This is a genomic window from Kribbella sp. NBC_01484 (assembly GCF_036227145.1).
Taxonomy (GTDB): Bacteria; Actinomycetota; Actinomycetes; order Propionibacteriales; family Kribbellaceae; genus Kribbella.
Genome location: NZ_CP109437.1, coordinates 134,439 through 155,110, shown reverse-complemented (window position 1 = coordinate 155,110; position 20,672 = coordinate 134,439). Strand labels below are relative to the sequence as shown.

The 20,672-nt window shown below is 68.7% G+C and carries 12 protein-coding genes; 5 read left to right on the top strand and 7 right to left on the bottom strand.

The genetic code is table 11. The annotated features are described in order from the left end of the window. Window positions 1-46: 46 nt before the first annotated feature. From OG555_RS00660 to OG555_RS00650, 3 genes are read right to left on the bottom strand one after another with little or no spacing between them, the layout of a single operon-like run. Entirely contained in the window at window positions 47-1,333 is a 1,287-nt protein-coding gene (locus tag OG555_RS00660; RefSeq protein ID WP_329480120.1) for a glycoside hydrolase family 28 protein, read from the bottom strand. Then, window positions 1,330-2,754: a glycoside hydrolase family 28 protein gene (locus OG555_RS00655; protein ID WP_329480118.1), complete on the bottom strand. Its 1,425-nt coding sequence runs from the start codon at window positions 2,752-2,754 to the stop codon at window positions 1,330-1,332. The genes OG555_RS00660 and OG555_RS00655 overlap by 4 nt, the downstream gene beginning before the upstream one ends. Before the next feature lie 10 nt (window positions 2,755-2,764). Beyond that, window positions 2,765-4,156: a glycoside hydrolase family 28 protein gene (locus tag OG555_RS00650; protein WP_329480116.1), complete on the bottom strand. Its 1,392-nt coding sequence runs from the start codon at window positions 4,154-4,156 to the stop codon at window positions 2,765-2,767. 157 nt (window positions 4,157-4,313) lie between these two features. On the opposite strand from OG555_RS00650, the gene OG555_RS00645 reads away from it, so the two are divergent. From OG555_RS00645 to OG555_RS00625, 5 genes are all read left to right on the top strand, one after another. Then, complete coding sequence (locus OG555_RS00645) at window positions 4,314-5,741, top strand: glycoside hydrolase family 28 protein (RefSeq protein ID WP_329480114.1); 1,428 nt, start codon at window positions 4,314-4,316, stop codon at window positions 5,739-5,741. Beyond that, window positions 5,720-6,727, top strand: coding sequence for a LacI family DNA-binding transcriptional regulator (locus OG555_RS00640; RefSeq protein WP_329480112.1), 1,008 nt, complete (start codon window positions 5,720-5,722; stop codon window positions 6,725-6,727). Before OG555_RS00645 ends, OG555_RS00640 begins: the two co-directional genes overlap by 22 nt. Before the next feature lie 54 nt (window positions 6,728-6,781). Beyond that, window positions 6,782-8,785, top strand: coding sequence for a beta-galactosidase (locus OG555_RS00635; RefSeq protein WP_329480110.1), 2,004 nt, complete (start codon window positions 6,782-6,784; stop codon window positions 8,783-8,785). After that, window positions 8,767-11,649, top strand: a complete 2,883-nt coding sequence (locus OG555_RS00630; RefSeq protein WP_329480108.1) for a glycoside hydrolase family 2 TIM barrel-domain containing protein — start codon at window positions 8,767-8,769, stop codon at window positions 11,647-11,649. The genes OG555_RS00635 and OG555_RS00630 overlap by 19 nt, the downstream gene beginning before the upstream one ends. Window positions 11,650-12,260: 611 nt before the next feature. Beyond that, window positions 12,261-13,433 carry an IS110 family transposase gene (locus OG555_RS00625; protein WP_329484945.1) on the top strand — a complete coding sequence of 391 codons (1,173 nt, stop codon included), beginning with the start codon at window positions 12,261-12,263 and terminating at the stop codon, window positions 13,431-13,433. Window positions 13,434-13,522: 89 nt separating this feature from the next. Here OG555_RS00625 and OG555_RS00620 read toward each other — a convergent pair whose 3' ends face one another. The 4 genes from OG555_RS00620 to OG555_RS00605 are packed head-to-tail and all read right to left on the bottom strand — an operon-like array spanning window position 13,523 to window position 20,577. Beyond that, window positions 13,523-16,273, bottom strand: a complete 2,751-nt coding sequence (locus tag OG555_RS00620) for a glycosyl hydrolase family 95 catalytic domain-containing protein (RefSeq protein ID WP_329480106.1) — start codon at window positions 16,271-16,273, stop codon at window positions 13,523-13,525. After that, the gene (locus OG555_RS00615) at window positions 16,270-18,696 is read right to left on the bottom strand and encodes a glycosyl hydrolase family 95 catalytic domain-containing protein (RefSeq protein WP_329480104.1); all 2,427 of its coding nucleotides are present in this window, start codon (window positions 18,694-18,696) and stop codon (window positions 16,270-16,272) included. Before OG555_RS00615 ends, OG555_RS00620 begins: the two co-directional genes overlap by 4 nt. Beyond that, on the bottom strand, window positions 18,693-19,469 hold the full coding sequence (locus OG555_RS00610) for an amidohydrolase family protein (RefSeq protein WP_329480102.1): 777 nt from the start codon (window positions 19,467-19,469) through the stop codon (window positions 18,693-18,695). Before OG555_RS00610 ends, OG555_RS00615 begins: the two co-directional genes overlap by 4 nt. Then, window positions 19,462-20,577 carry an FCD domain-containing protein gene (locus OG555_RS00605; protein WP_329480100.1) on the bottom strand — a complete coding sequence of 372 codons (1,116 nt, stop codon included), beginning with the start codon at window positions 20,575-20,577 and terminating at the stop codon, window positions 19,462-19,464. The genes OG555_RS00610 and OG555_RS00605 overlap by 8 nt, the downstream gene beginning before the upstream one ends. Window positions 20,578-20,672 lie beyond the last annotated feature (95 nt).

The following is a 20,672-nucleotide window of genomic DNA, read 5'->3' as shown; positions in this document are numbered from 1 at the left end:
GTCTGGTCGAGGATGACTACTACCCGTTCTTCGGTACGGGATGTGGTCAACGCAGTTGGTGGACGTCGGTGATGCGATGGCCGTTGACGGTGACGTTGTCGAAGATGAGCTCGGCGTGCTGGACTGTGCTGGGCGCGTCGACCGTGAAGCTGCAGTCGATCAGGCGGAAGTCCTCGATGGGTGAGCGGCGGTAGCCGCGGAGCAGCAGGGCGTTGCGAGCCCGGTGAACGGTGACGTTGCGCAGCTCGACGTTCCGGACGGACGGCGTGAGTGGGCCGGTGTCGCCTTCGCCGCGGAAGAAGTTGCACTGGACAACCTCTTTGGTCAGGTTGGAGATCGAGAGATCTCGAAGGTAGACGTTCTCCGCGAAGCCGCCCCGGATCGAGTTGGTCTTGATGTACAGACCGAAGTACAGCGACGGCCCGCCGATCACGCAGTCGCGGACGAACACGTTCCGGATGCCGCCGGTCAGGTCCGAGCCGAGCGTGATCGCGCCGTACTTGACCCGGAGCACGCACCTCTCGATCAGGATGTCCTCCGACGGCACGTTCACCCGCAGCCCGTCCGCCTCCCGGCCGGACTTGATCGCGATGCAGTCGTCGCCGGCGTCGATCGTGCAGCCGCGGATCAGCACCGATCGACAGGACTCCAGGTCGATGCCGTCGTTGTTCGGTCCTTGCGAATCGATCACCACGTCCCGCACGGTCACATTCCGGCACAGCACCGGATGGACCTGCCAGAACGGCGACCGCACGATCGTCACACCTTCGATCAGCACGTTGGTGCAGTCGTACGGCTGCACGAAACTCGACCGCAAGTGATACCCATCGCCGTACACCCGCTCCGCCAGGGGTACGCCGAAACACGCTTGCTGCCGGAGTTGCGCAAAGTCCTCGTCGCACTCGTGGAACCAGCCCCACCAGCTGTCCCAGCCCGCCTGACCGTCGAGCGTGCCCGACCCGGTGACGGCGATGTCGGTGCATCCGTTCGCGTAGATCAGCGGTGAGTAGTTGCAGACCTCCAAGCCTTCGTAGCGCGTCTCGACCACGGGCAGGTAGTCACAGGGGTCCGTGCTGAAGAGCAACGTCGCACCCTCGGATACGTGCAGGTTGACGTGCGACTGCAGGTGGATCGCGCCGGTCTGCCAGGTCCCCGGAGGTACGACGACTCTGCCGCCGCCGGATTCGTGACACGCGCGGATCGCGCGGGCGATCCCCTCCGTGGCGTCGGTCGCGGTCGCGCCGTACGTCGTGATCGGAAAGTCGCGATCGGGAAAGACCGGTGGTCGGACGTCGGCCAGGATGCGGTCGGCGTCCGACCAGCCGGCCGTCACAGCAGCTGCGCCGGATCGGTGATCCGCTGGCCGTTGACGGTGAAGTTGCGGAACGACATGTCGACGTCCTGGATCTCACTGACGTCGTCGATGCTGGTGAACGTGCAGTCGATCAGCCGGAAGTCCTGGATCGGTGAGCGCGGGTAGCCGAACATCGAGAACGCGTTGCGGGCATGGCCGACGGTGATGTTGCGCAGCTCGACGTTGCGCACCCGCGGCGTCAACGGCCCGGTGTCGCCCTCGCTGCGGTAGAAGTTGCAGGAGACGACCTCCTTGGTGAGGTTCGAGATCTGCAGGTTGTCCAGGTAGATGTTCTCGGCGTAGCCGCCGCGGACCGAGTTGGTCTTGATGTAGAGGCCGAAGTACAGGTTCGGGCTGCCGATCGTGCAGTTGCGGACGAACACGTTGCGCACGCCGCCGGTCATCTCGCTGCCGATCGTGATCGCGCCGTACCGGATGTTCAGCGTGCAGTTCTCGATCAGGATGTTCTCCGACGGCACGTTGACCCGCAGGCCGTCGGCGCCGCGGCCGGACTTGATCGCGATGCAGTCGTCGCCGCAGTCGAGCGTGCAGTCCTGGATCACGACGTACTGCGAACTCTCCGGGTCGATGCCGTCGTTGTTCGGGCCGCGGCTGTCGATGTGGACGCCGCGCACGGTGATATTGCGTGACAGCACCGGGTGGATCTCCCAGAACGGCGACCGGAGGATCGTCACGTCCTCGATCAGCACGTTGCGGCAGGACTGTGTCTCGATGAAGGCCGCCCGCAGGAAGTGGCCGGCGCCGAACACGCGATCCTGCACCGGTACGCCGTCCTCGGCCATTTGCTGCAGTGCCTGAGCGTCGGGGCTGGACGGACCGACCCAGGACCACCAGGTCTCCCAGGTCGCCCCACCGTCGAGGGTGCCCTTGCCGGTGACCGCGATGTTCTCGCAGTCGCGGGCATAGATGAGCGGCGAGTAGTTCATGCACTCGGCACCCTCGAAGCGGGTCAGCACGACCGGGAGATACTGCGCCGGGTCGGTGCTGAACAGCAGGGTCGCGCCCTCGGACACATGCAGGTTCACGTTCGACTGGAGGTGGATCGCGCTGGTCAGGAATGTTCCCGCCGGTACGACGACCCGTCCGCCGCCGGACCGGTGACAGGCGTCGATCGCGGCCGCGATGGCTGCGGTTGCGTCTGTGGTGCCGTCGGCGACGGCACCGTATTCGGTGATCGGGAAGTCACGAGGGCGAAACTGTGGCGGCCTGGTGTTCTGCAGGATCTTGCCGACCTGTCCCCAGCCAGGGCCCGGGTCGTCAGGCGCTGTCGCTGGCAGATCGGCGCCGAACGCTGGTCCGGCGATGAGGCCGGCGGCAGTCGGTGCGAGAGCGGCTCCGGCACCGAGCCGGAGGAAGTTCTTGCGGCTGAGCTTCTCCATGCAGACTCCTTCAGTTGTCGGCGCGGACGCCGTTGATCCAGACCTGGTCCAGCCGCAGACCGTCGACGTACTGGATCGAGTTGTCCTCTTCCATCGCGTCGAAGCGGCACTGGTACAGCTGGATGTCCCGGAGCGGATCATCGGGGAGGCCGAGCAGGTTCAGCGCGCGCGGTGCGGCGGCCGCGGTCAGCTGGCTGATCGTGATGCCGTGGACGTCCGGCGGATAGGCGCCAGTGGTGACGTTCGCGTAGTTGAGCACGATCTCGATCACCGCGTCGGCGGCCTGCCCGATAGTCACCCGCCGTACGTCGATGTTCGCGATGGTGCCGCCGCGGTCGGGGTTGCTCTTGATCCGGATCGCGCGTTCCAGCCGCGGGCTGCTCATCCGGCAGTCGCGGACGAAGATGTCCATGACGCCGCCGGTGGTCTCGCTGCCGGCCGTTACGCCGCCGTTCCCGTCGGCCATCTCGCAGTCGCGGACGACGGCGTACCGGGTCGGGACGTTCACGCGGCGGCCGTCGGCGTCCTTGCCGGCCTTGAACGCGATGCAGTCGTCGCCGGTGGAGATCGTGCAGCGCTCGATCAGCACGTCGGTGCAGGACTCGGGGTCGATGCCGTCGTTGTTCGGGCCGTGCGGGCTGTCGACGGTGACGCCGCGGATAGTGACGTTGCGGCACAGCACCGGGTGGATGTTCCACATCGGGGAGTCCTTGACGGTGATGCCGTCGAGCAGGACGTTCTCGCAGCGGTTGAACTGGAGCAGGTTCGGCCGCAGGTAGTGACCGGCGCCGAACATCCGCTGCTCGACCGGAACACCGTCGGCCGCCAGCTGGATCAGCAGGGTCTTGTCCGGTGACTCGTTCGGCGGTGGGCCTCCGGTCCAGTCCCACCAATGGTCGGCGTCGGCCCGGCCGTCGAGCACGCCGCTGCCGGTGACGGCGATGTCGCGTTGTCCGTAGGCGTAGACGAAGGGGGAGTAGTTGTAGCACTCGGTCCCTTCGTAGCGCGTGGGGACTGCCGGCAGATACGCGGCGGGATCCTGACTGAACGCGAGCCTGGCGCCTGCGGCCAGATGCAGGTCGACCCCACTCAGCAGGTGGACGGCGCCGGTCCGGTAGTCACCCGCCGGTACGACGACATGGCCGCCGCCGCGCCGATGACACGTCTCGATCGCCACCCGGATCGCCGCCGTACAGTCGGTCGCGTCGTCACCGACCGCGCCGAAGCCGGTCACGTCGTACCAGCGGTCGGGGAAGTGCGGCGGCTTGATCCGCCGCAGGATCGCGGCGACCTGGGCGTCGGCGGAAGGATGGCCTGCGGCGGCCGGGGCGGTACCGCCGCTGACGATCGCGAGAGCTCCACCGGCGAGCAGGAGGGTACGGCGGCGAACTGGGGCGGACATGCACGGCCTCCTCGAATGCAAACGATTGCAACGATCGTGCCCGGGACCGGCCGAGGTGTCAACGGGTGGCGCGGACGAACTCTTGACCGGCTCGGGATCTGCTGGATACTTGCGGGGCAAAGGTTTACCTACCCAGTGGATCGGAAGGTGCCCGCCCATGCATCCCACCCGTCGTCAGGTTCTGGGAATCGGTCTTGGTGGAGTGGTTGCTACCGGCATCGGATTGCCGGCGGTCGCGAGTGTGGACCATGAGCAGTCCGTCCGGGCCCGGATCCGCCCACCACGGTTCCGGGATGCGTGGTTCCCCATCACGGATCACGGTGCCACGCCGGAGGACGCGACCGCCGGGATCGCGGCGGCGATCCGTGCGTGTCATGCGGCCGGCGGTGGGCATGTCGTCGTACCGCCGGGGGTGTGGCACACCGGAGCGATCCAGCTCCTCAGCAAGGTCGACCTGCATCTCGAGCGGGGCGCGACGTTGCGGTTCAGCACGGATCCGGCCGACTATCTGCCGGTCGTGCGGACGCGGTGGCAGAGCGTGGAGGTGTACAACTACTCGGCGCTGATCCGCGCCGAGGGGCAGACCGACATCGGCATCACCGGCGAGGGCGTGCTCGACGGCGCCGGGGACAACGAGCACTGGTGGTATCTGATCGGCAGTGGTCAGTACGGCTGGCACACCGGCCTGCCGAACCAGCGGGCCGACTGGGCCGAGCTCGAACGCATGAACAACGAGCAGGTCCCGGTCGAGCAGCGCGTCTTCGGCGACGGCCACTACCTGCGCCCGAGCTTCATCCAGCCCTTCCGCTGCACGAACGTGCTGATCGACGGCGTGACGGTGATCAACGCCCCGATGTGGACCATTCACCCGCTCGAGTGCCACAACGTCACCGTGCAGGGAGTCGCTGTCCACAACCTCGGCCCGAACGGCGACGGCTGCGATCCCGAGTCGTGCACCGACGTCCTGATCCGGGACTGCACGTTCGAGACCCACGACGACTGCATCGCGATCAAGTCCGGCCGGGACGCGGACGGCCGGCGGCTCGGTCTGCCGTCGCGCGGGATCATCGTCGAGGACTGCACGTTCGTCAGCGGTGGCGCGGCGGTCGCGGTCGGGAGCGAGATGAGCGGCGGGGTCGAGGACGTCTGGGTTCGCCGGCTGCGCATGCCGGCCGACCCGAGCGCGGACGAGGCCTGGCTGCAGTGGGTGCTGTGTGTGAAGTCGACGTCGACGCGCGGCGGGTACGTGCGCAACGTCAGCGTGCACGACGTCGATTCGCGGGCGTGGATGTATCGTCCGTTGGAGATCACCTTCAGCTACCAGGGTGGAGGGGACCAGTCCCTGTTTCCCGACGTGCGGGACATCCGGTTCGACCGGGTCCGGGTGGCCCGGGCCGAACGGGCGTACCGCATCGTGGGAGCGGAGACCCGGCGGATTCGTTCCGTCGCGATCACGAACAGCCGGTTCGACGTCGTCGCGGCGGAGGCTGTCGTACAGTACGCCGACGACGTGACGATCCGGAACGTGCGGATCGGCGACACAGAGGAACACGAGGGGCGAGGGTGGCGGAGCGGGTTCGGCTGATCGACGTGGCGCGCGAGGCGGGCACGTCGGTGTCGACCGTGTCCCGGGCGCTGAACGGTTCGGACCTGATCTCGCCCGAGGTGGTCGCCCATGTGCGCGCGGTGGCGGGCGAGCTGGGCTATCGCGCCGACAAGCGCGCGCAAGAGTTCAAACTGGGCCGTCCGTTGACGGTCGGGGTGACCGTGCCGGACCTGACGAACCCGTTCTTCTCCGAGGTCCTGAAGGGCCTCGCCGCCTCGGCGCGGGCCGGCGGCTACCGCCTGCTGATCGGGGAGAGCGGCGAGGACCCGGCCGAGGAGCTGCGGCTGGTCGAGGAGCTCGTCGACCACTCCGGCGCGCTGGTCCTGTGCAGTTCGCGCCTGACCCGCAGCGGCCTGGAGAAGGCACTCGCGCTGCCCGTCCCGGTGGTGTGCATCAACCGGACGGTGAAGAACGCGGGCGCGGTCGCGATCGACTACCGCGCGGCGAGCCGTCTGCTGCTCGAACACCTCACCGGTCTAGGCCATCGCCGGGTCCTGTACGTCGGCGGCCCGGCCGCCTCCTGGTCCGACGGCGAGCGCCGCCGGACCCTGCGCCGGACCGCTCGTGCCCTCGACGTCACACTGGACGAGATCGACGGCGGCTGGGCCGGGAACCACGGGTACGACGCCGGCCCGACCATACTGCGGAGCCGGGCGACCGCGGTGATCACGTTCAACGACCTGGTCGGCATCGGGCTGCTCAGCTGGATGCACGACAACGACGTCGAGGTCCCGGCCGAGCTCTCGGTCGCGTCGTACGACGACATCCCGATCGCGGCGTACGCGCGGCCGCCGTTGACCTCGTTGCGGAACGAGCGGGCCCGGTTGGGGGAGCTGGCCTGGCAGCAGCTCACCACCCGTCTCGCCGGCAACGACTGGCCGCCGCCGGATCTGCTCACGCCCGAGCTGGTCGTGCGCGCCAGCACGGGGCCTGCGCGGCGCCGGGCGCGGATCCGTGCGCACTGAACGGCTGCATGCAAACGATTGCACGCAGCTGGTGTAGTCGGCTAGCGTTGGCTCATGCTGCCGCCACGTGTCGTGCTGGGGACGGCCTACTACCCGGAGTACCTGCCGCGTGAGCTCGGCGATCGGATCGGCACCGACCTGGACCTGATGGCAGCCGCCGGCCTCACCGCGATCCGGGTGGGCGAGTCGGTCTGGTCGACGTGGGAACCGCGCGACGGCGTCTTCGAGCTCGAATGGATCCGCCCGGTGCTCGACTGTGCCGGTCACCGTGGGATCGACGTCGTGCTCGGGACTCCGACGTACGCCGTCCCGCCGTGGCTGCAGCGGGCGCATCCGGAGATCGCGGCCGAGCGTCGTACCGGGGAACGGGTGCCGTGGGGGATTCGTCAGGAGATCGACTATGGCCACCCGGTGTTCCGGTTCCACGCGGAGCGGGTGATCCGGCGGATCGTCGAGCGGTATCGCGATCATCCGGCGGTGATCGGCTACCAGGTCGACAACGAGCCGGGGGTGTTGCTCGCGCACAACGAGGGCGCGTTCCAGGCGTTCGTTGCGCGATTGCACGAGCAGTATGGCGACGTCGAGACGCTGAACGAGGCGTGGGGACTGACGTACTGGTCGCATCGGTTGAGTGACTGGCCGGAGTTGTGGCGGCCGGACGGGAACAGCACCCCGTCGTACGACCTGGCCTGGCGACGGTTCCAGGCGGAGCGGACGACCGAGTTCATCGGGTGGCAGGCGGAGCTCGTGCGGGAGTTGCGGCGGCCGGAGCAGTTCGTGACGACGTGCCTGGCCTACGACCGGCCGGCGGTGGCCGACGTACCGCTGACCTCGCGCCTTGACGTTGCTGCGGGCAACATCTACGTGGATGTCCAGGAGGGGCTCGAGCGGCCGGCCCGGCCGTCGCGGCTCGACGTGGGCTGGATCGGGCGCAGTGTCGCCGAGCTGTACCTGGCGGCGGACCGGGTGTACGGGTCGCGAGGCGAGCCGTTCCTGGTCACCGAGACGAACGCGACGTCGATCGGCGGGTCGCACCAGAACCGTCCGCCGTACGACGGTCAGCTGCGGCAACTCGCGTGGGCGATGGTGTCGCGTGGCGCGCGGATGGTCGAGTACTGGCACTGGCACTCGATCCACCACGGCGCGGAAACCTTCTGGGGCGGCATCCTCGGCCACGGTCTCCAACCGGGACGCGTGTATGACGAGATCGCGACGATCGGTGCCGAGTTGACCGCGGCCGGATCAGCGCTGGCCGGATTGCGGCCGGACGTTGACGTGGCGGTCGTGTGGTCGACGGAGAGCGATTGGGCGCTGCAGTTCCAGCCTCCGCTGGCGCATCCGGGAGGTGCTCCGGACAGCTCGTCGTACCGGACGATCGTCGGCGCCTTCTACGCCGGCGTACTCCATGCCGGATTGCAGCCGGGGGTCGTGCCGATCGAGCGGCTCGGTGGGGATCCGGCAGCCCTCGTGTCGCGGTGTCCGGCGCTGGTTGTTGCTGCGCTGTACATCGCGTCGGACGAGCAGCTCGACCTGCTGGTCGAGTACGCGCGGGCCGGCGGTCATCTGATCGTGGGACCGCGGACCGGCTATGCGGATCCGGAGGCCCGCGCACGGGCTGAGGTCGCGCCGGGTCGGCTGCGGGATGCGGCCGGGGTGCACTACCTGGAGTACGAGAACCTGCTCGACGACGTACCGGTGACGGGTCTGAACGGGCATGCGACGCGGTGGGCAGAGGCGTTGATCGTGGACGATGCCGAGCCGCTGGCGTGGCTCGAGCATCCCCGCGGTCGGCCGATCGTCACCATGCGACGGTTCGGTGCGGGCCGGGTCACGTATGTCGGCACGGTGCCGGACCCGGCGTTGGCGGCTGCCATCCATGGGAAGTCCGCCAGCTGGGCTCCATCGGTGACCGCGTTGTCGGCGGTGAACTCCGCGGGGGAGCGGTTGTGGTTCGTGCACAACTGGTCTGGGGCCGAGGTGGCAGTGAAAGGGCTTGAACTCGGGCCTTGGGATGTTCGGATGCTCAGAGAGGACCGCGGATGTACTTCGACGATCTGACGCCGAGTACGGGATGCCGGGAACCGCGGGCCTGGCTCAAGTCGTCGCGACCGCGGCTCAGCCTGAACGGGCGGTGGAAGTTCGAGCTGTGGAGTGACCCGGCCGACGCGCCGGCGGTGCCCGATGTCCGCGAGGACTGCGGCGAACTGGAGATCCCCGGGCACTGGGTGCTGCAGGGCCACGACCGGCCGCGGTACACGAACACTGCCTTCCCGTTCCCGATCGACCCGCCGCGGACGCCGGACGCGAACCCGACCGGCGATCACTGGCGCTGGTTCGATCTCCCGGACGACTGGCCGGCGGATGGCGCCGTACTGCGCTTCGACGGGGTCGACTCGTGCTTCAAGGTGTGGCTGAACGGGACCGAGGTCGGTACGGCGAAGGGGAGCCGGCTGCCGAGTGAGTTCGACGTCGGCGAGTTGCTGCGGCCTGGACGGAACCTGCTGACGGTCCGGGTCCACCAGTGGTCCTCGGGCAGCTACCTCGAGGATCAGGACATGTGGTGGCTGCCGGGCATCTTCCGCGACGTGACGCTGCTCGCCCGCCCGTTGATCGACGATGTGTTCGTCCATGCGGACTACGACCACCTGACCGGCTCCGGGAGGTTGCTCGTGGAGACCGCGGCCGGCGCGGTAGTGCGGATCCCGGAGCTCGGGATCGAGATCGCGGCCGGTATGGCGGTGACGATTCCGGCCGTCGAGCCGTGGTCGGCCGAGGCACCACGGTTGTACGACGCGACCGTCGCCGTACCCGGGGAGACGGTCGAGCTGCGGATCGGCTTCCGGACCGTCGCGATGATCGACGGCCTGCTCACCGTCAACGGCCGGCCGCTGTTCTTCCGCGGCGTGAACCGGCACGAGCACGACGAGCGCCGCGGCCGCGCGCTCACCGTCGATGCGATGCGCCAGGACCTGGTGCTGATGAAACAGCACAACCTCAACGCGGTCCGGACCGCGCACTATCCGCCGCATCCCGCGTTCCTCGACCTGTGCGACGAGCTCGGGCTGTGGGTGATCGACGAGTGCGACCTGGAGACCCACGGTTTCATCTACACCGACTGGCGCGGGAACCCGGCCGACGATCCGGACTGGGCCCCGATGATGCTGGACCGGATGCGCCGGATGGTGGAGCGCGACAAGAACCACCCGAGCGTGATCCTTTGGTCGCTGGCCAACGAGAGCCACCGCGGCCGGAACTTCGGCACGCTGGCCGGCTGGACCCGGGAGCGGGATCCCGGCCGGGCCGTGTTCTACGAGCGGGACCGCAGCTACGAGTTCTCCGACTTCTACAGCCTGATGTACACACCGCTGGAGGATCTGGAGGCGATCGGCACCCGCACCGAGGACGTGCCGCCGGAGACCGCCGACGACCCGGCGCTGGAGACCCGTCGCCGCGGGCTGCCGTTCGTCCTGGCCGAGTACGCGCATGCCATGGGCAACGGGCCCGGCGGGCTGGCCGACTACCAGCGGGTGCTGGAGCGGTACCCACGGCTGCAGGGTGGGTTCGTCTGGGAGTGGATCGACCATGGCTTGCTGTTGCCCGGAGCAACCGATCATGTGTACGGCGGGGACTTCGGGGAGCGCGTCCACGGCGCGAACTTCTGCATCGACGGACTGCTGTTCCCCGACCGCACCCCGTCGCCGGGGCTGATCGAGTACAAGAAGGTGATCGAGCCGGTCCGCATCACGGGGACCGAGCCGATCACCATCCAGAACCTCCGCACCTTCACAGCGCTCGACGACCTGGAGTTCGTGTGGTCGCAGGAGGTGGACGGGGTCGAGGTGCGAGCCGGCCAACTGGAGGTGCCCGAGGTCGGCCCGGGCGAGTCGGTGGAAGTCAGGCTGGACCTCCAAGCACCGACTGATGTGGTGGGCGAGCGGTGGTTGACGGTCCGAGCTGTGTTGGCGAAGGACGAACCGTGGGCCGAGGCGGGCCATGAGATCGCGTGGGCGCAGTTCGCGTTGCCGAGTGCGCCGCCGAAGGACCCGTCACCGGTGCGGGGTCCAGTCGTGCACCGGGCTGGTGACCTCGTGCTTGGTGGCGGTGAGTTCGACCGTCGAACCGGGCGACTGATGCGGTTGTTCGGAGTGCCGGTCGACGGTCCGCGACTTGACTTGTGGCGGGCGCCCACGGACAACGACAACGGGCAAGGTGGGCGGAACGCGGTGGTCACGGAGTGGCGGGCCGCGGGGCTGGACCGGCTTCTGCATCGGGTGGATGAGGTCGAGACCGGGGAGCGCGAACTGGTAGTGCGGACCCGGGTCGCGCCGGACGGGCTCGGGCTCGGCGTGCGCGCGACGTACCGATGGGTGGCGCTCGGGGATTGCCTGCGACTGACGATGGACGTGGTGCCGGAGGGGGAGTGGGGCGGTACGGCGGTCACGCCGCGGTGTGGGAGTTGGCCGCGCGTCGGCGTACGGATGGCCGTGCCTCGCAGCCTGGACAACGTGCGCTGGTACGGCGGTGGACCGGGGGAGGCGTACGCCGACAGCCGCGAGGCGGCCCGGGTCGGACGGTACGTGCGCACGGTCGACGAGTTGCAGACGCCGTACGTCGTACCGCAGGAGAACGGATCGCGGATCGACGTGCGCTGGGCCGAACTGACCGATGCTGACGGCAACGGTTTGCGGGTGGCGGGCTCGCCGTCCTTCCAGCTCACCGCACGGCGGTGGACGAGCGAGGACCTCGAACTCGCCCGCCACCGCTCGGACCTCAGCTCACGAGACCACGTCTACCTCAATCTCGACCTGGCCCAGCACGGCCTCGGCTCCGCCTCCTGCGGTCCGCCCGCCACAGCGCAACACGCACTCGAGGTAGCTCCCCGCACCTTCGGTTTGTTGTTCCGTCGACTCGGCGGGACCTGACCGGATTGATCGGTGAGATTGCCGTGACCTCGGACAGGTAGTGGGGACCTCGCACATGGCACAGCCTGTCCGAGGTCGCCAGATGGTGTCCCGGGTTCGGTATCGGCACGGTCCCCGGCCAGCAGGACGAGTGCGTCCAGTCACTGCATCTGCCCGCCGGTGCGGGCCGCTCGGGTGCGGACGGTGGTTGGGGTGTGCAAGCTCGACAGGAGGTGTCCGCCTCGCATCGGCCGGGCAGACCGCGGCCAGGCGTGAATGCCTCACCCGACCAGCACCCCTGGACCGACACCTCCTAATGAGAGTTACCGGGTCGCCGTCGGGCAGACTCGGGGCTGGTAAGCCGCCGGTGGGTGAGCACTTGTACCTCCTGGACCGTTTGAGTCCTGTCGACAGATCGTGCCCCTGCCGGTGACCGGGAGATTTGATCGCTGATGGGATGTCGTGCCCGGCCCTTGGTGTGGTTGGGGGGCGTGAGCACTGCTTCATTAGGTCGCTGATGGTTCTCCCGACCGGCTTGCTGGTGGTGTGGATGGCGTCGAGAGTGTGGGAGATCGGTGTTGAGGTTCTTTGTGGGAGATGACTGGGCCGAGGCGCATCACGATGTGGAGGTGATGGACCCGGCGGGGCGGGTGCTGGCCAAGGCGCGGTTGCCCGAGGGGGTGGCGGGGATGGCGCGGTTGCATGCGCTGGTGGCCGGGCAGTTCGGTGCGGCTGATCCTGACGAGGTCGAGGTGGTGGTCGGGATCGAGACCGATCGGGGCCCGTGGGTGGCCGCGCTGGTGGCCGCGGGGTACCTGGTGTTCGCGGTGAACCCGTTGCAGGCCTCGCAGTACCGCAAACGGCACGCGGTGTCGGGTGCCAAGAGCGACGCGGCCGACGCGCATGTGCTGGCCGACATGGTCCGCACCGACTCCCACCAGCTGCGCCCGGTGGCCGGTGACAGCGCCGAGGCCGAGGCGATCAAGGTCGTCACCCGGATGCACAAGACCCTGATCTGGGAACGGACCCGGACCACGCAGCGGTTGCGGCACGCGCTGCGCGAGTACTTCCCGGCCGCGCTGGAAGCCTTCGAGGACCTGGACGCCGCCGACACCCTCGAGCTGCTGACCAAGGCCCCCGACCCGGCCGCGGCGGCCCGGCTGACCACCGCCCAGATCACCGCGGCGCTGAAACGGGCCCGTCGCCGCAGCATCGCCGACAAGGCCGCGGCGATCCAGGCGGCGCTGCGCGCCGAGCACCTCGGCCAGCCCGCCGTGGTCACCGCCGCCTACGCCGCCTCGACCCGCGCACTGGTCGCGGTCCTGGCCGTCCTCAACGAGCAGGTCACCGGCCTGCAAGGGCAGGTGGAGGCCCATTTTGGCCGGCACCCGGCCGCTGAGATCATCTTGTCCCAGCCCGGGCTGGGACCGATCCTCGGCGCCCGGGTGCTCGCAGAATTCGGCGACGACCCCGACCGCTACGCATCGGCCAAAGCCCGCAAGAACTACGCCGCGACCAGCCCGATCACCCGCGCCTCGGGCAAGAAGAAAGTCGCCCTGGCCCGCTACGTCCACAACGACCGGCTCATCGACGCCCTCATGAGCCAAGCCTTCGCCGCACTCAACGCCTCGCCCGGAGCCCGCGCCTACTACGACAAACAACGAGCCCGCGGAGCCGACCACAACCCCGCCCTACGCCAACTCGCCAACCGACTCGTCGGCATCCTCCACGGCTGCCTCAAAACCAACACCCACTACAACGAAACAACCGCCTGGACCCACCCCACCCAAACCCTCGCAGCTTGACACCCAAACTCCTGGGATGTCTGTCGAGCTTGCACGGCCGGCCGGTCGGTCGGGTCGAGGAGGTGCGCGACCAGACCGACCGTCGATCTTCAGTTCGGAATGACGAAGGTGATGTAGGTCGAGTTGCCCTTGTTCGGCACACTCGCGTTGGCGCCCAGTGCCAGTGGGCCTGCCGGCACATCACGCTTGAAGAGGACGAGCCGCTGGTCTGTCGTGCCGACAGTCTCACCGGTCCTGGTGAAGCTGCTGAGCCAGGACGGCCACCACACGTTCTCCCCGCGTGGGTCGAACGCGACATAGACGGTCGCGGGCCGCGTCAGGTTCAGAGTCAGGTAATCGTCGGGACCTGTCGCCTTGGAGTCGTCGTTGGCTCCCTGGACCAATGCCTGCCCGGTCAGCTCCGCAGGCAGATCGGTGATCGTGTAGCTGCGATCCACGTAGATCGGTGCACCCGCCTGAGCCTTCACGAGGTTGGACAGCTTCTCCGGGGCACGCACACTGACCAGGTTGCTGAGCAGTGGCGGCTCACTCGCCGGTACGCCGAGCATCCGGCTGCCGACCGTCTTCACCGCTGTGGCCGGCTGACCGGTCAACGGCACGAACCGGAACGACGACAACGGTACGGCGACCCGCTCGACGGTGTACGACGCGTGCGGTGCCACCGCGATCGACACCACCTCGGCAGAGGTCGGCGATACGACGGTCCGGCCGTGTGAGTCGATCACGCGCACCTGCTGCCCCGGCCACGGGTTGCGGACGCGCAGCGTGTCACGACTGCCTGCCTCGATCCCGATCACGTTCGGTACGCCGTCGTGCACCTCGGTGCTGATCCGGTGGCCACCTTCGATCTGCACCGAGCCGGACACGTCCCAGTCCTTCGGCCACGCCGGTGCGACGTCGACGACACCGTCGTACGACTGGACCAGCGCCTCCTGCAGGCCGGTCGTCACCACGCCGCCCCACTCGTTGTAGAAGCTGTGGTTCCGGACCGCCTCCTGACCGGTGCGGTGGACGGTGAAGCCGTTCGGGTAGATCTGGAGGTCCTGGATGCCCTTCAGCAGCAATCGCTTCACCTCTTCGGAGAGCCCGAGTCGCGCGGCCCACGTGGTGTCCATGCCCCAGTCCTTGTCCTGGGGATAGACCCGCTGACGATAGGTCGCCTGCATCAAATCGGAGGTCTCGTCGAAGAGGCCCCAGGGCCAGAGCGCCTCCATCTCAGGGTTCTGCGTGTTGTGCGCCGCTTCGTCCGTGCCGGACCACGCGAGTACCTCCTCGCCCCCACGCTGGACCGTTCGGAACGGCGGGAGCTTCGCTAGCGCGTCCCGGAGCTGAGCGGCCAGGGCGGTGTCGCCTCGCGACGAGGCGAGGTCGGCGACGATCGGGAAGATCACCCGCATCGCGGCGAGGTCCGGGACGGGGTCGCTGGTGTCCCACTGCACTTCGAGCGCGTTGACATGTTCGAGATGCAGCAGGCCATCCACACCGGGTGTCAGTGCCGACAGATAGAACTTCGCCACGTCCCGCATCAGCGGATAGCTGCGGTTCAGCAGCGCCTTGTCGCCGGTGTAGCGGTATTGCTGCCAGATGTTGTTCACCAACTCCGGTCCGCTGCTGAGGATCCGGGTCACCCAGCTCGGTTCACTCGTGTTGTCGCAGCCGTCGCCGGTCCCGTCGTACCGGAGGAACTCGGGCACGCAGAGCCCTTGCCCGCCGATCCAGTGGGTCCGCGTCCACTCCCGCATCAGCTCGGCACGGTCGAGGTAGAAGCGGAAGTACGGCGCGTTCAGGTCGGCGATGCCCGCGCCGAGGTTGGCGGACACGAGCTCGCGCAGGTTGAAGTGCCAGTACGAGTCCTGCGCCCAATCGGCCTGGTCCTGTGCCGAGGAGAACATCCGTACGACGGCGCCGTGCGTACTCGGCACGTCGCCACGCATCGACGCGGCCATCGTGTAGAGCTGAAGCGTGCGGAGGTTCTCGACGTACTCACCGCTGCCGTCGGCCGACGTGATCCGCATCGGCGCCGCCTTGGCCCAGAACGCGTGCCACCAGGCCAGATGGTTGGTCTGCGAGTCGACCACGGCCCGCTTCGCCGCCGCCCGCAGATCACCACCGCGGTACGACGGAACGCCGACGACCAGCCGGAAGCTGCCATCCGCGTTGGGTCGGAAGCTGAGCCGGACCGTCAACGGGTCGACCACGGACGCCGAGACGTCCCGGGCGTGCGCGGTCAGCGCGGCGACCGCGCCGGTGATACTGCCGGACGCGCTGTCGTGGAAGGTCTCCGCCAGCGCGGCGACAGCATCGGCCGCGCTGGTGGTCGGTGTCCGCCCCGGCCAGAGCTTGAGGTCGGCTGTCTGCGGCTTCGAGGGATCAGCCCCGGTGACCTCGAGCACGAACTGATCCGCGTCGGCGCGTACGTAGGAACGAGCCGCCATCCCGCCGCCATGCTGCACGAGCCGGCCGTCGTACAGCGCCAGCCGGCCACTGTAGTCCGTTGCCCGCATCAACGGATCGAGACCGGGTACGACGAGGCGCCCGGCGGACTTGAGGTCCGGGAAGGTATCCACCCGGTTGAGCTGGGCGCTGAAGCCCTTCTCGGCCCACACCGCGGCGCCGAGTACGCCGTTGCCGAGTGGCATGGCCTGGTACGGGCGCCAGGCCGGACCTTCCTGGACGAGATCGGACCGAGCGACCAGCCCGGCCGGGTCGGTGCGCAGTGCGCCGTCGTGCCAGGCCGTCGTGGGCTGGTCGGACGTTGTGGACGGGCCGGCCGCGGCGAGTGATCCGGTGCTGGTGGCGAGCAGAGTGATGAGCAAGGGCAGGGTCCATCTAGTTCTCATGAGCGCGGCTCGATCAGGTAGTCGACGCCTCGCTGGGTGCGGAACTCGACCACGCCGTCCTCGGGCCGGGCGAAGGCGACCGGACCAGCGGTGGACGTCACGTCGACCTGTCCGCCGGTGCGCAACCGGAGACGATTGCCCAGCAGGGAACGGATCCGGGCCTTGGTCAGCTTGCCCTCCGACCAGGACAAGTCCAGATCGAACCCGCCCCGCGCCCGCAGACCGCGGATACGGCCGGTTGAGAACGCCGTCGGCAGACAAGGCAGCAGCGCGACCTCGCCGGAGTGGCTCTGCATGAGCATCTCGGTGATGCCGGAGATGCCGCCGAAGGTCCCGTCGATCTGGAACGGCGGGTGCAGGTCGAACATGTTCGGCGCAGTGCGACCGGGAGCCAGGAGTTGCGTGAGGTGTTTGTACGCGTTGTCCGGTTCGAGCAGCCGGGCACGCAGGTTCAGCTTCCAGGCCAGCGACCACCCTGCCGTGACGGCCGGGCCGCGGAGTTCCAGCGACTTCCGCGCCGCGTCGGCGAGTTCTGGCGTACGGCGGGGAGTGACCTGGTCGCTCGGGAACACGGCCCACAGGTGCGAGACATGGCGACTTGTCTCCAGCGCGGCCTCCTCCCAGTCGATCAGCCATTCCTGGATCTGGCCGAGGTACCCGATCTGGATCGGCGCCAGCCGGGACCGCGCGGCAGCCGCCTGAGCGGCCAGTGCGGAGTCCTCACCGAGCAGGGCGGATGCCTCACCGAACACCTTGAACAGGTCGTGCAGGATCTCGGTGTCCATCGTCGGGCCCGCGCACATGCTCACCCCGACGTTGTCGTAGTCGTGGTGCTTGACCTCCGGCGAGTGCGACGGGCTGGTCACCAGCCAGCCCGTCTTCGCGTCGGTCTGCAACTGGTCGAGGAAGAATTCGACGGATCCCCTCAGCACGGGGTAGTACCGGCGCAGCATCGCCAGGTCGCCGGTGTACTCGTACCGCTCCCAGAACAGCAGCGACAACCACGCGCCGCCGGTCGGCCAGACCCCGTAGAACGCGAAGTCGACCGGAGCCGACCCGCGCCACCCGTCCGTGTTGTGATGGGCGACCCAACCGGGAGCGTCGTACATCGTCGCGGCCGTCCGCGCGCCGGACTCGGCCAGCTCCGTGATCATCTGGAACAGCGGGTCCCAGCACTCGGCGAGGTTGGTGGGACCGGCCGGCCAGTAGTTCATCTCGCAGTTGATGTTCAGCGTGAACTTCGACTGCCACTCCGGCAGCATCTTGTAGCTCCAGATGCCCTGCAGGTTGGCCGGTTGCCCGGGGCTGCGCGAACTGGAGATCAGCAGATAGCGGCCGAACTGGTAGTACAGCGCGGCCAGTTGCGGATCCCCACCATTGCGGAACGCGATCACCCGTTGATCGGTCGGCAGGGCGATCGAGTCCGACGTCCCGAGATCGATGTCGAGCCGGCCGAACAGCCGCTGGTAGTCCTCGACGTGCTCGTGCCGCAGCCGTCCGTACGCCGGGCGCTCCGTGGGCAACGGTGCGACGGCCCGAGCCACCTGGTCGGCGCTGACGTCGACGTAGTTGCGGTAGCTGGTCCCGACCGAGAACACCAGCGTGACCGCGTCGGCGCCCGCGACGGTGAGCTTGCTGTCGGCAACAGTCGTCGTACCGGCCTCGGTGAACGCGCGCAGCAACGCACAGAACTTGACCGACCCGGTCAGCCCTTCGGCGTCGCCACTGATCCCGTTGAGCGCGAGCGTGTGGTCGTCGAAGCGATCGACGGTGGCCGCCTGCTCGGTGGTGAAGGTTGCGTCGAAGCTGATCGAGCCGCGTCGATCGGCCGTCAGCCGCATCACCAGCACCTGCGCCGGGTGTGAGACGAACACCTCGCGGCTGTACCGCACACCGTCGGCCACGTAGCTGACCGAGGTGATCGCCGTGGTCAGATCGAGCTCTCGCCGGTACGACGAGACGCCGGCCTCGGTGATGCCGGGGAAGGTCATCATCAGGTTGCCGACCGGCTGGTACTGCATCTGCTCGGTCGGCCGGCCCATGAAGTGCTCGTCCGCGAGGTTCTGCGCGTCGAGGTACTTCTCCTCGGCGATCAGCCGGCGGATCTCCGGGAGCACCTCACGTCCGACCGGATCGTCGTACTGGTGCGGGCCGCCGGCCCAGATCGAGTCCTCGTTGAGCTGCAGCTGTTCGGTCGCGGTCCCGCCGTACACCATGGCGCCGAGCCGGCCGTTGCCGATGGCAAGGGCTTGGAGCCACTCGGTGGCGGGCTGGGCGTACCAGAGTTGGAGTGGGTTGGTCTCGCTGCCGGCGGTCTCGACGGCGGCAGCGGACAGGGGGTCGGTGAGCGAGCCGGCGACGACGGCGGTGCCGGCCGCGGCGCCAGCGGTCCGCAGGACCTGGCGTCGGGTGTATTCGGTCATGGGGCGGTCTCCCTGGGGCGGTAGATGCGCTGGGCGGTGCCGCGGAACACGTCGTTGTGCGTGGCGGGCGGGAGCAAGGCAGCGGTACGACGGACAACGTCGGAACGACTGCCCGTGAGCGTGCAGACGGGCCAGTCGGAGCCGAACATCAACCGCTCGCTGCCGAAGAGGTCGAGAGTGATGCCGACGAGCTCGCTGAAGTCGTCGGACGGTAGATGGGCGGTGCCGGAGACCTTCACGGTCACGTTCGGCGCTGCGGCGAGGGCCTTCATCCCCGTCAGCCAGTCGGTGTCGACGGCGTTCGGGTTGCCGAGGTGGTCCAGCACCAGGCGGGCTTCGGGCACTGCGTCGGCGAGCCGTGCGGCGCCGATCAGCGCGGGTGGGCGGAGGAGCAGGTCGATGGCGAGGCCGGCGTCAGTGGCGGCTCGCACACCGCTGATGTGTGCGGGGCTGGTGAGCGCTTCCGGATCGGTCTGGTCGGCCGGTGGGCTGCGGATGCCGACGAGCCTGGGGTCGTTCGGTAGGTCGAGGGTTGAGCCGAGAAGGTCGAACGACGCGACGACGCCGACCACCGCGGGGGTGCGGGCCGCGAGGTCGAGCAGGTCGTGGACCTCGGCCGGATCGGCGTCCGCCTGCACGAGCACCAGCTCAGCGAGCGGGCCGTCCTCGGCGAGATCCGTGAGTGCGAAGTCGCGACGCAAGGGATGACCCTCGGGGAGCCACGGCAGTTCGCGTCGTGCGGTGTCCCAGACATGAACGTGCGCATCAATCATGGCGGCCGGCGGGTCTGGTGATGGAGCTTTCGCCGCGGGCGTGGGCCGAGAACAGGCGGGCGGCGTCCTCGGGGTCGCTGCCGGCGAGCACCTCGATCAGGTCCAGGTGCCGGCGCGCCATCAGACCCCAGTCGCCGGCGTACATGGCGTTGGAGACGACCTGCAGGTTCCACAGCGCGGGCTCGAGAGTGCGCCAGACGCGCAGCAGCATCGAGTTGCCGCTGGTCGCGAGGACCTGGCGGTGGAAGCGCAGGTCGGCCTCGCGGAAGGCGCCGATGTCGTGGTGATCGGCGGCGTCGGTCATCCGCTGTACCTCGATCCGCAGCAGGTCCAGCTCGTCCGGCGGGACGTGGCCGGTCGCGCGCCGGGCTGCCGCGGCCTCGAGCAGGACGCGGACCTCGCGCGCCTCCCGGGCCTCCACCTGGGAGATCGCGGTGACGAAGTTCCCCAGCCGCGGCTGGTACGTGACCAGTCCTTCGTGGGCGAGCCGTCGTACCGCTTCCCGGGCCGGGGTCTGGCTGGTGCCGAGGACGCGGGCGATCTCGGACTCGACCACGCGCATGCCGGGGGCGAGTTCGCCGGACAGGATCCAGCCGCGGATGGCGTCGTACACCCGATCCGACAGCAGCTCGGTCTCGCCCGACGGCGGGGGCGAGGGTTGCGTGGAACGCAACGCGATCCCGCCGCCGGTGCGGTGGTGCTGCAGTTCTTCGCGACGACGACGCGAAACCGTCGACTGCGAGACGCCGTACGAGGCAGCGACGTCGCGGGTCGGGGGCCGGTGTCCGGATCCGGCCATCGATGTTGCCGCCACCGCGCCGAGCTGGACCCGGTCGACCATCCGCGGCCTGCCGCTGCGCATGCCGTCGTCGAGGCCGGCCATCCCCATCCGCAGGAACCGTCGCCGCCACTTGCCGACCGTGCCCGGGGTGACCATGAGCAGGTCCGCGACGTCCTTGTTCGACCGGCCCTCGGCGCAGGCGAGCACGATCCGGGCGCGCAACCGCATCCCCGCGCTGGTCCGGGGACCGGTCACGAGCCGGCTGAGCGCGGTCCGCTCGGCCGTCGACAAGGTCAGCGGCGACTTGGGTCTTCCGGCATCGGGCATGGCTGCATGGTGACCCCGCTCACGCCGATCTGCCAACCCTTTATGGCATGGACTTCTGACTCAGAACGTCCACCTTGCCGTTTAAACGTTGACAC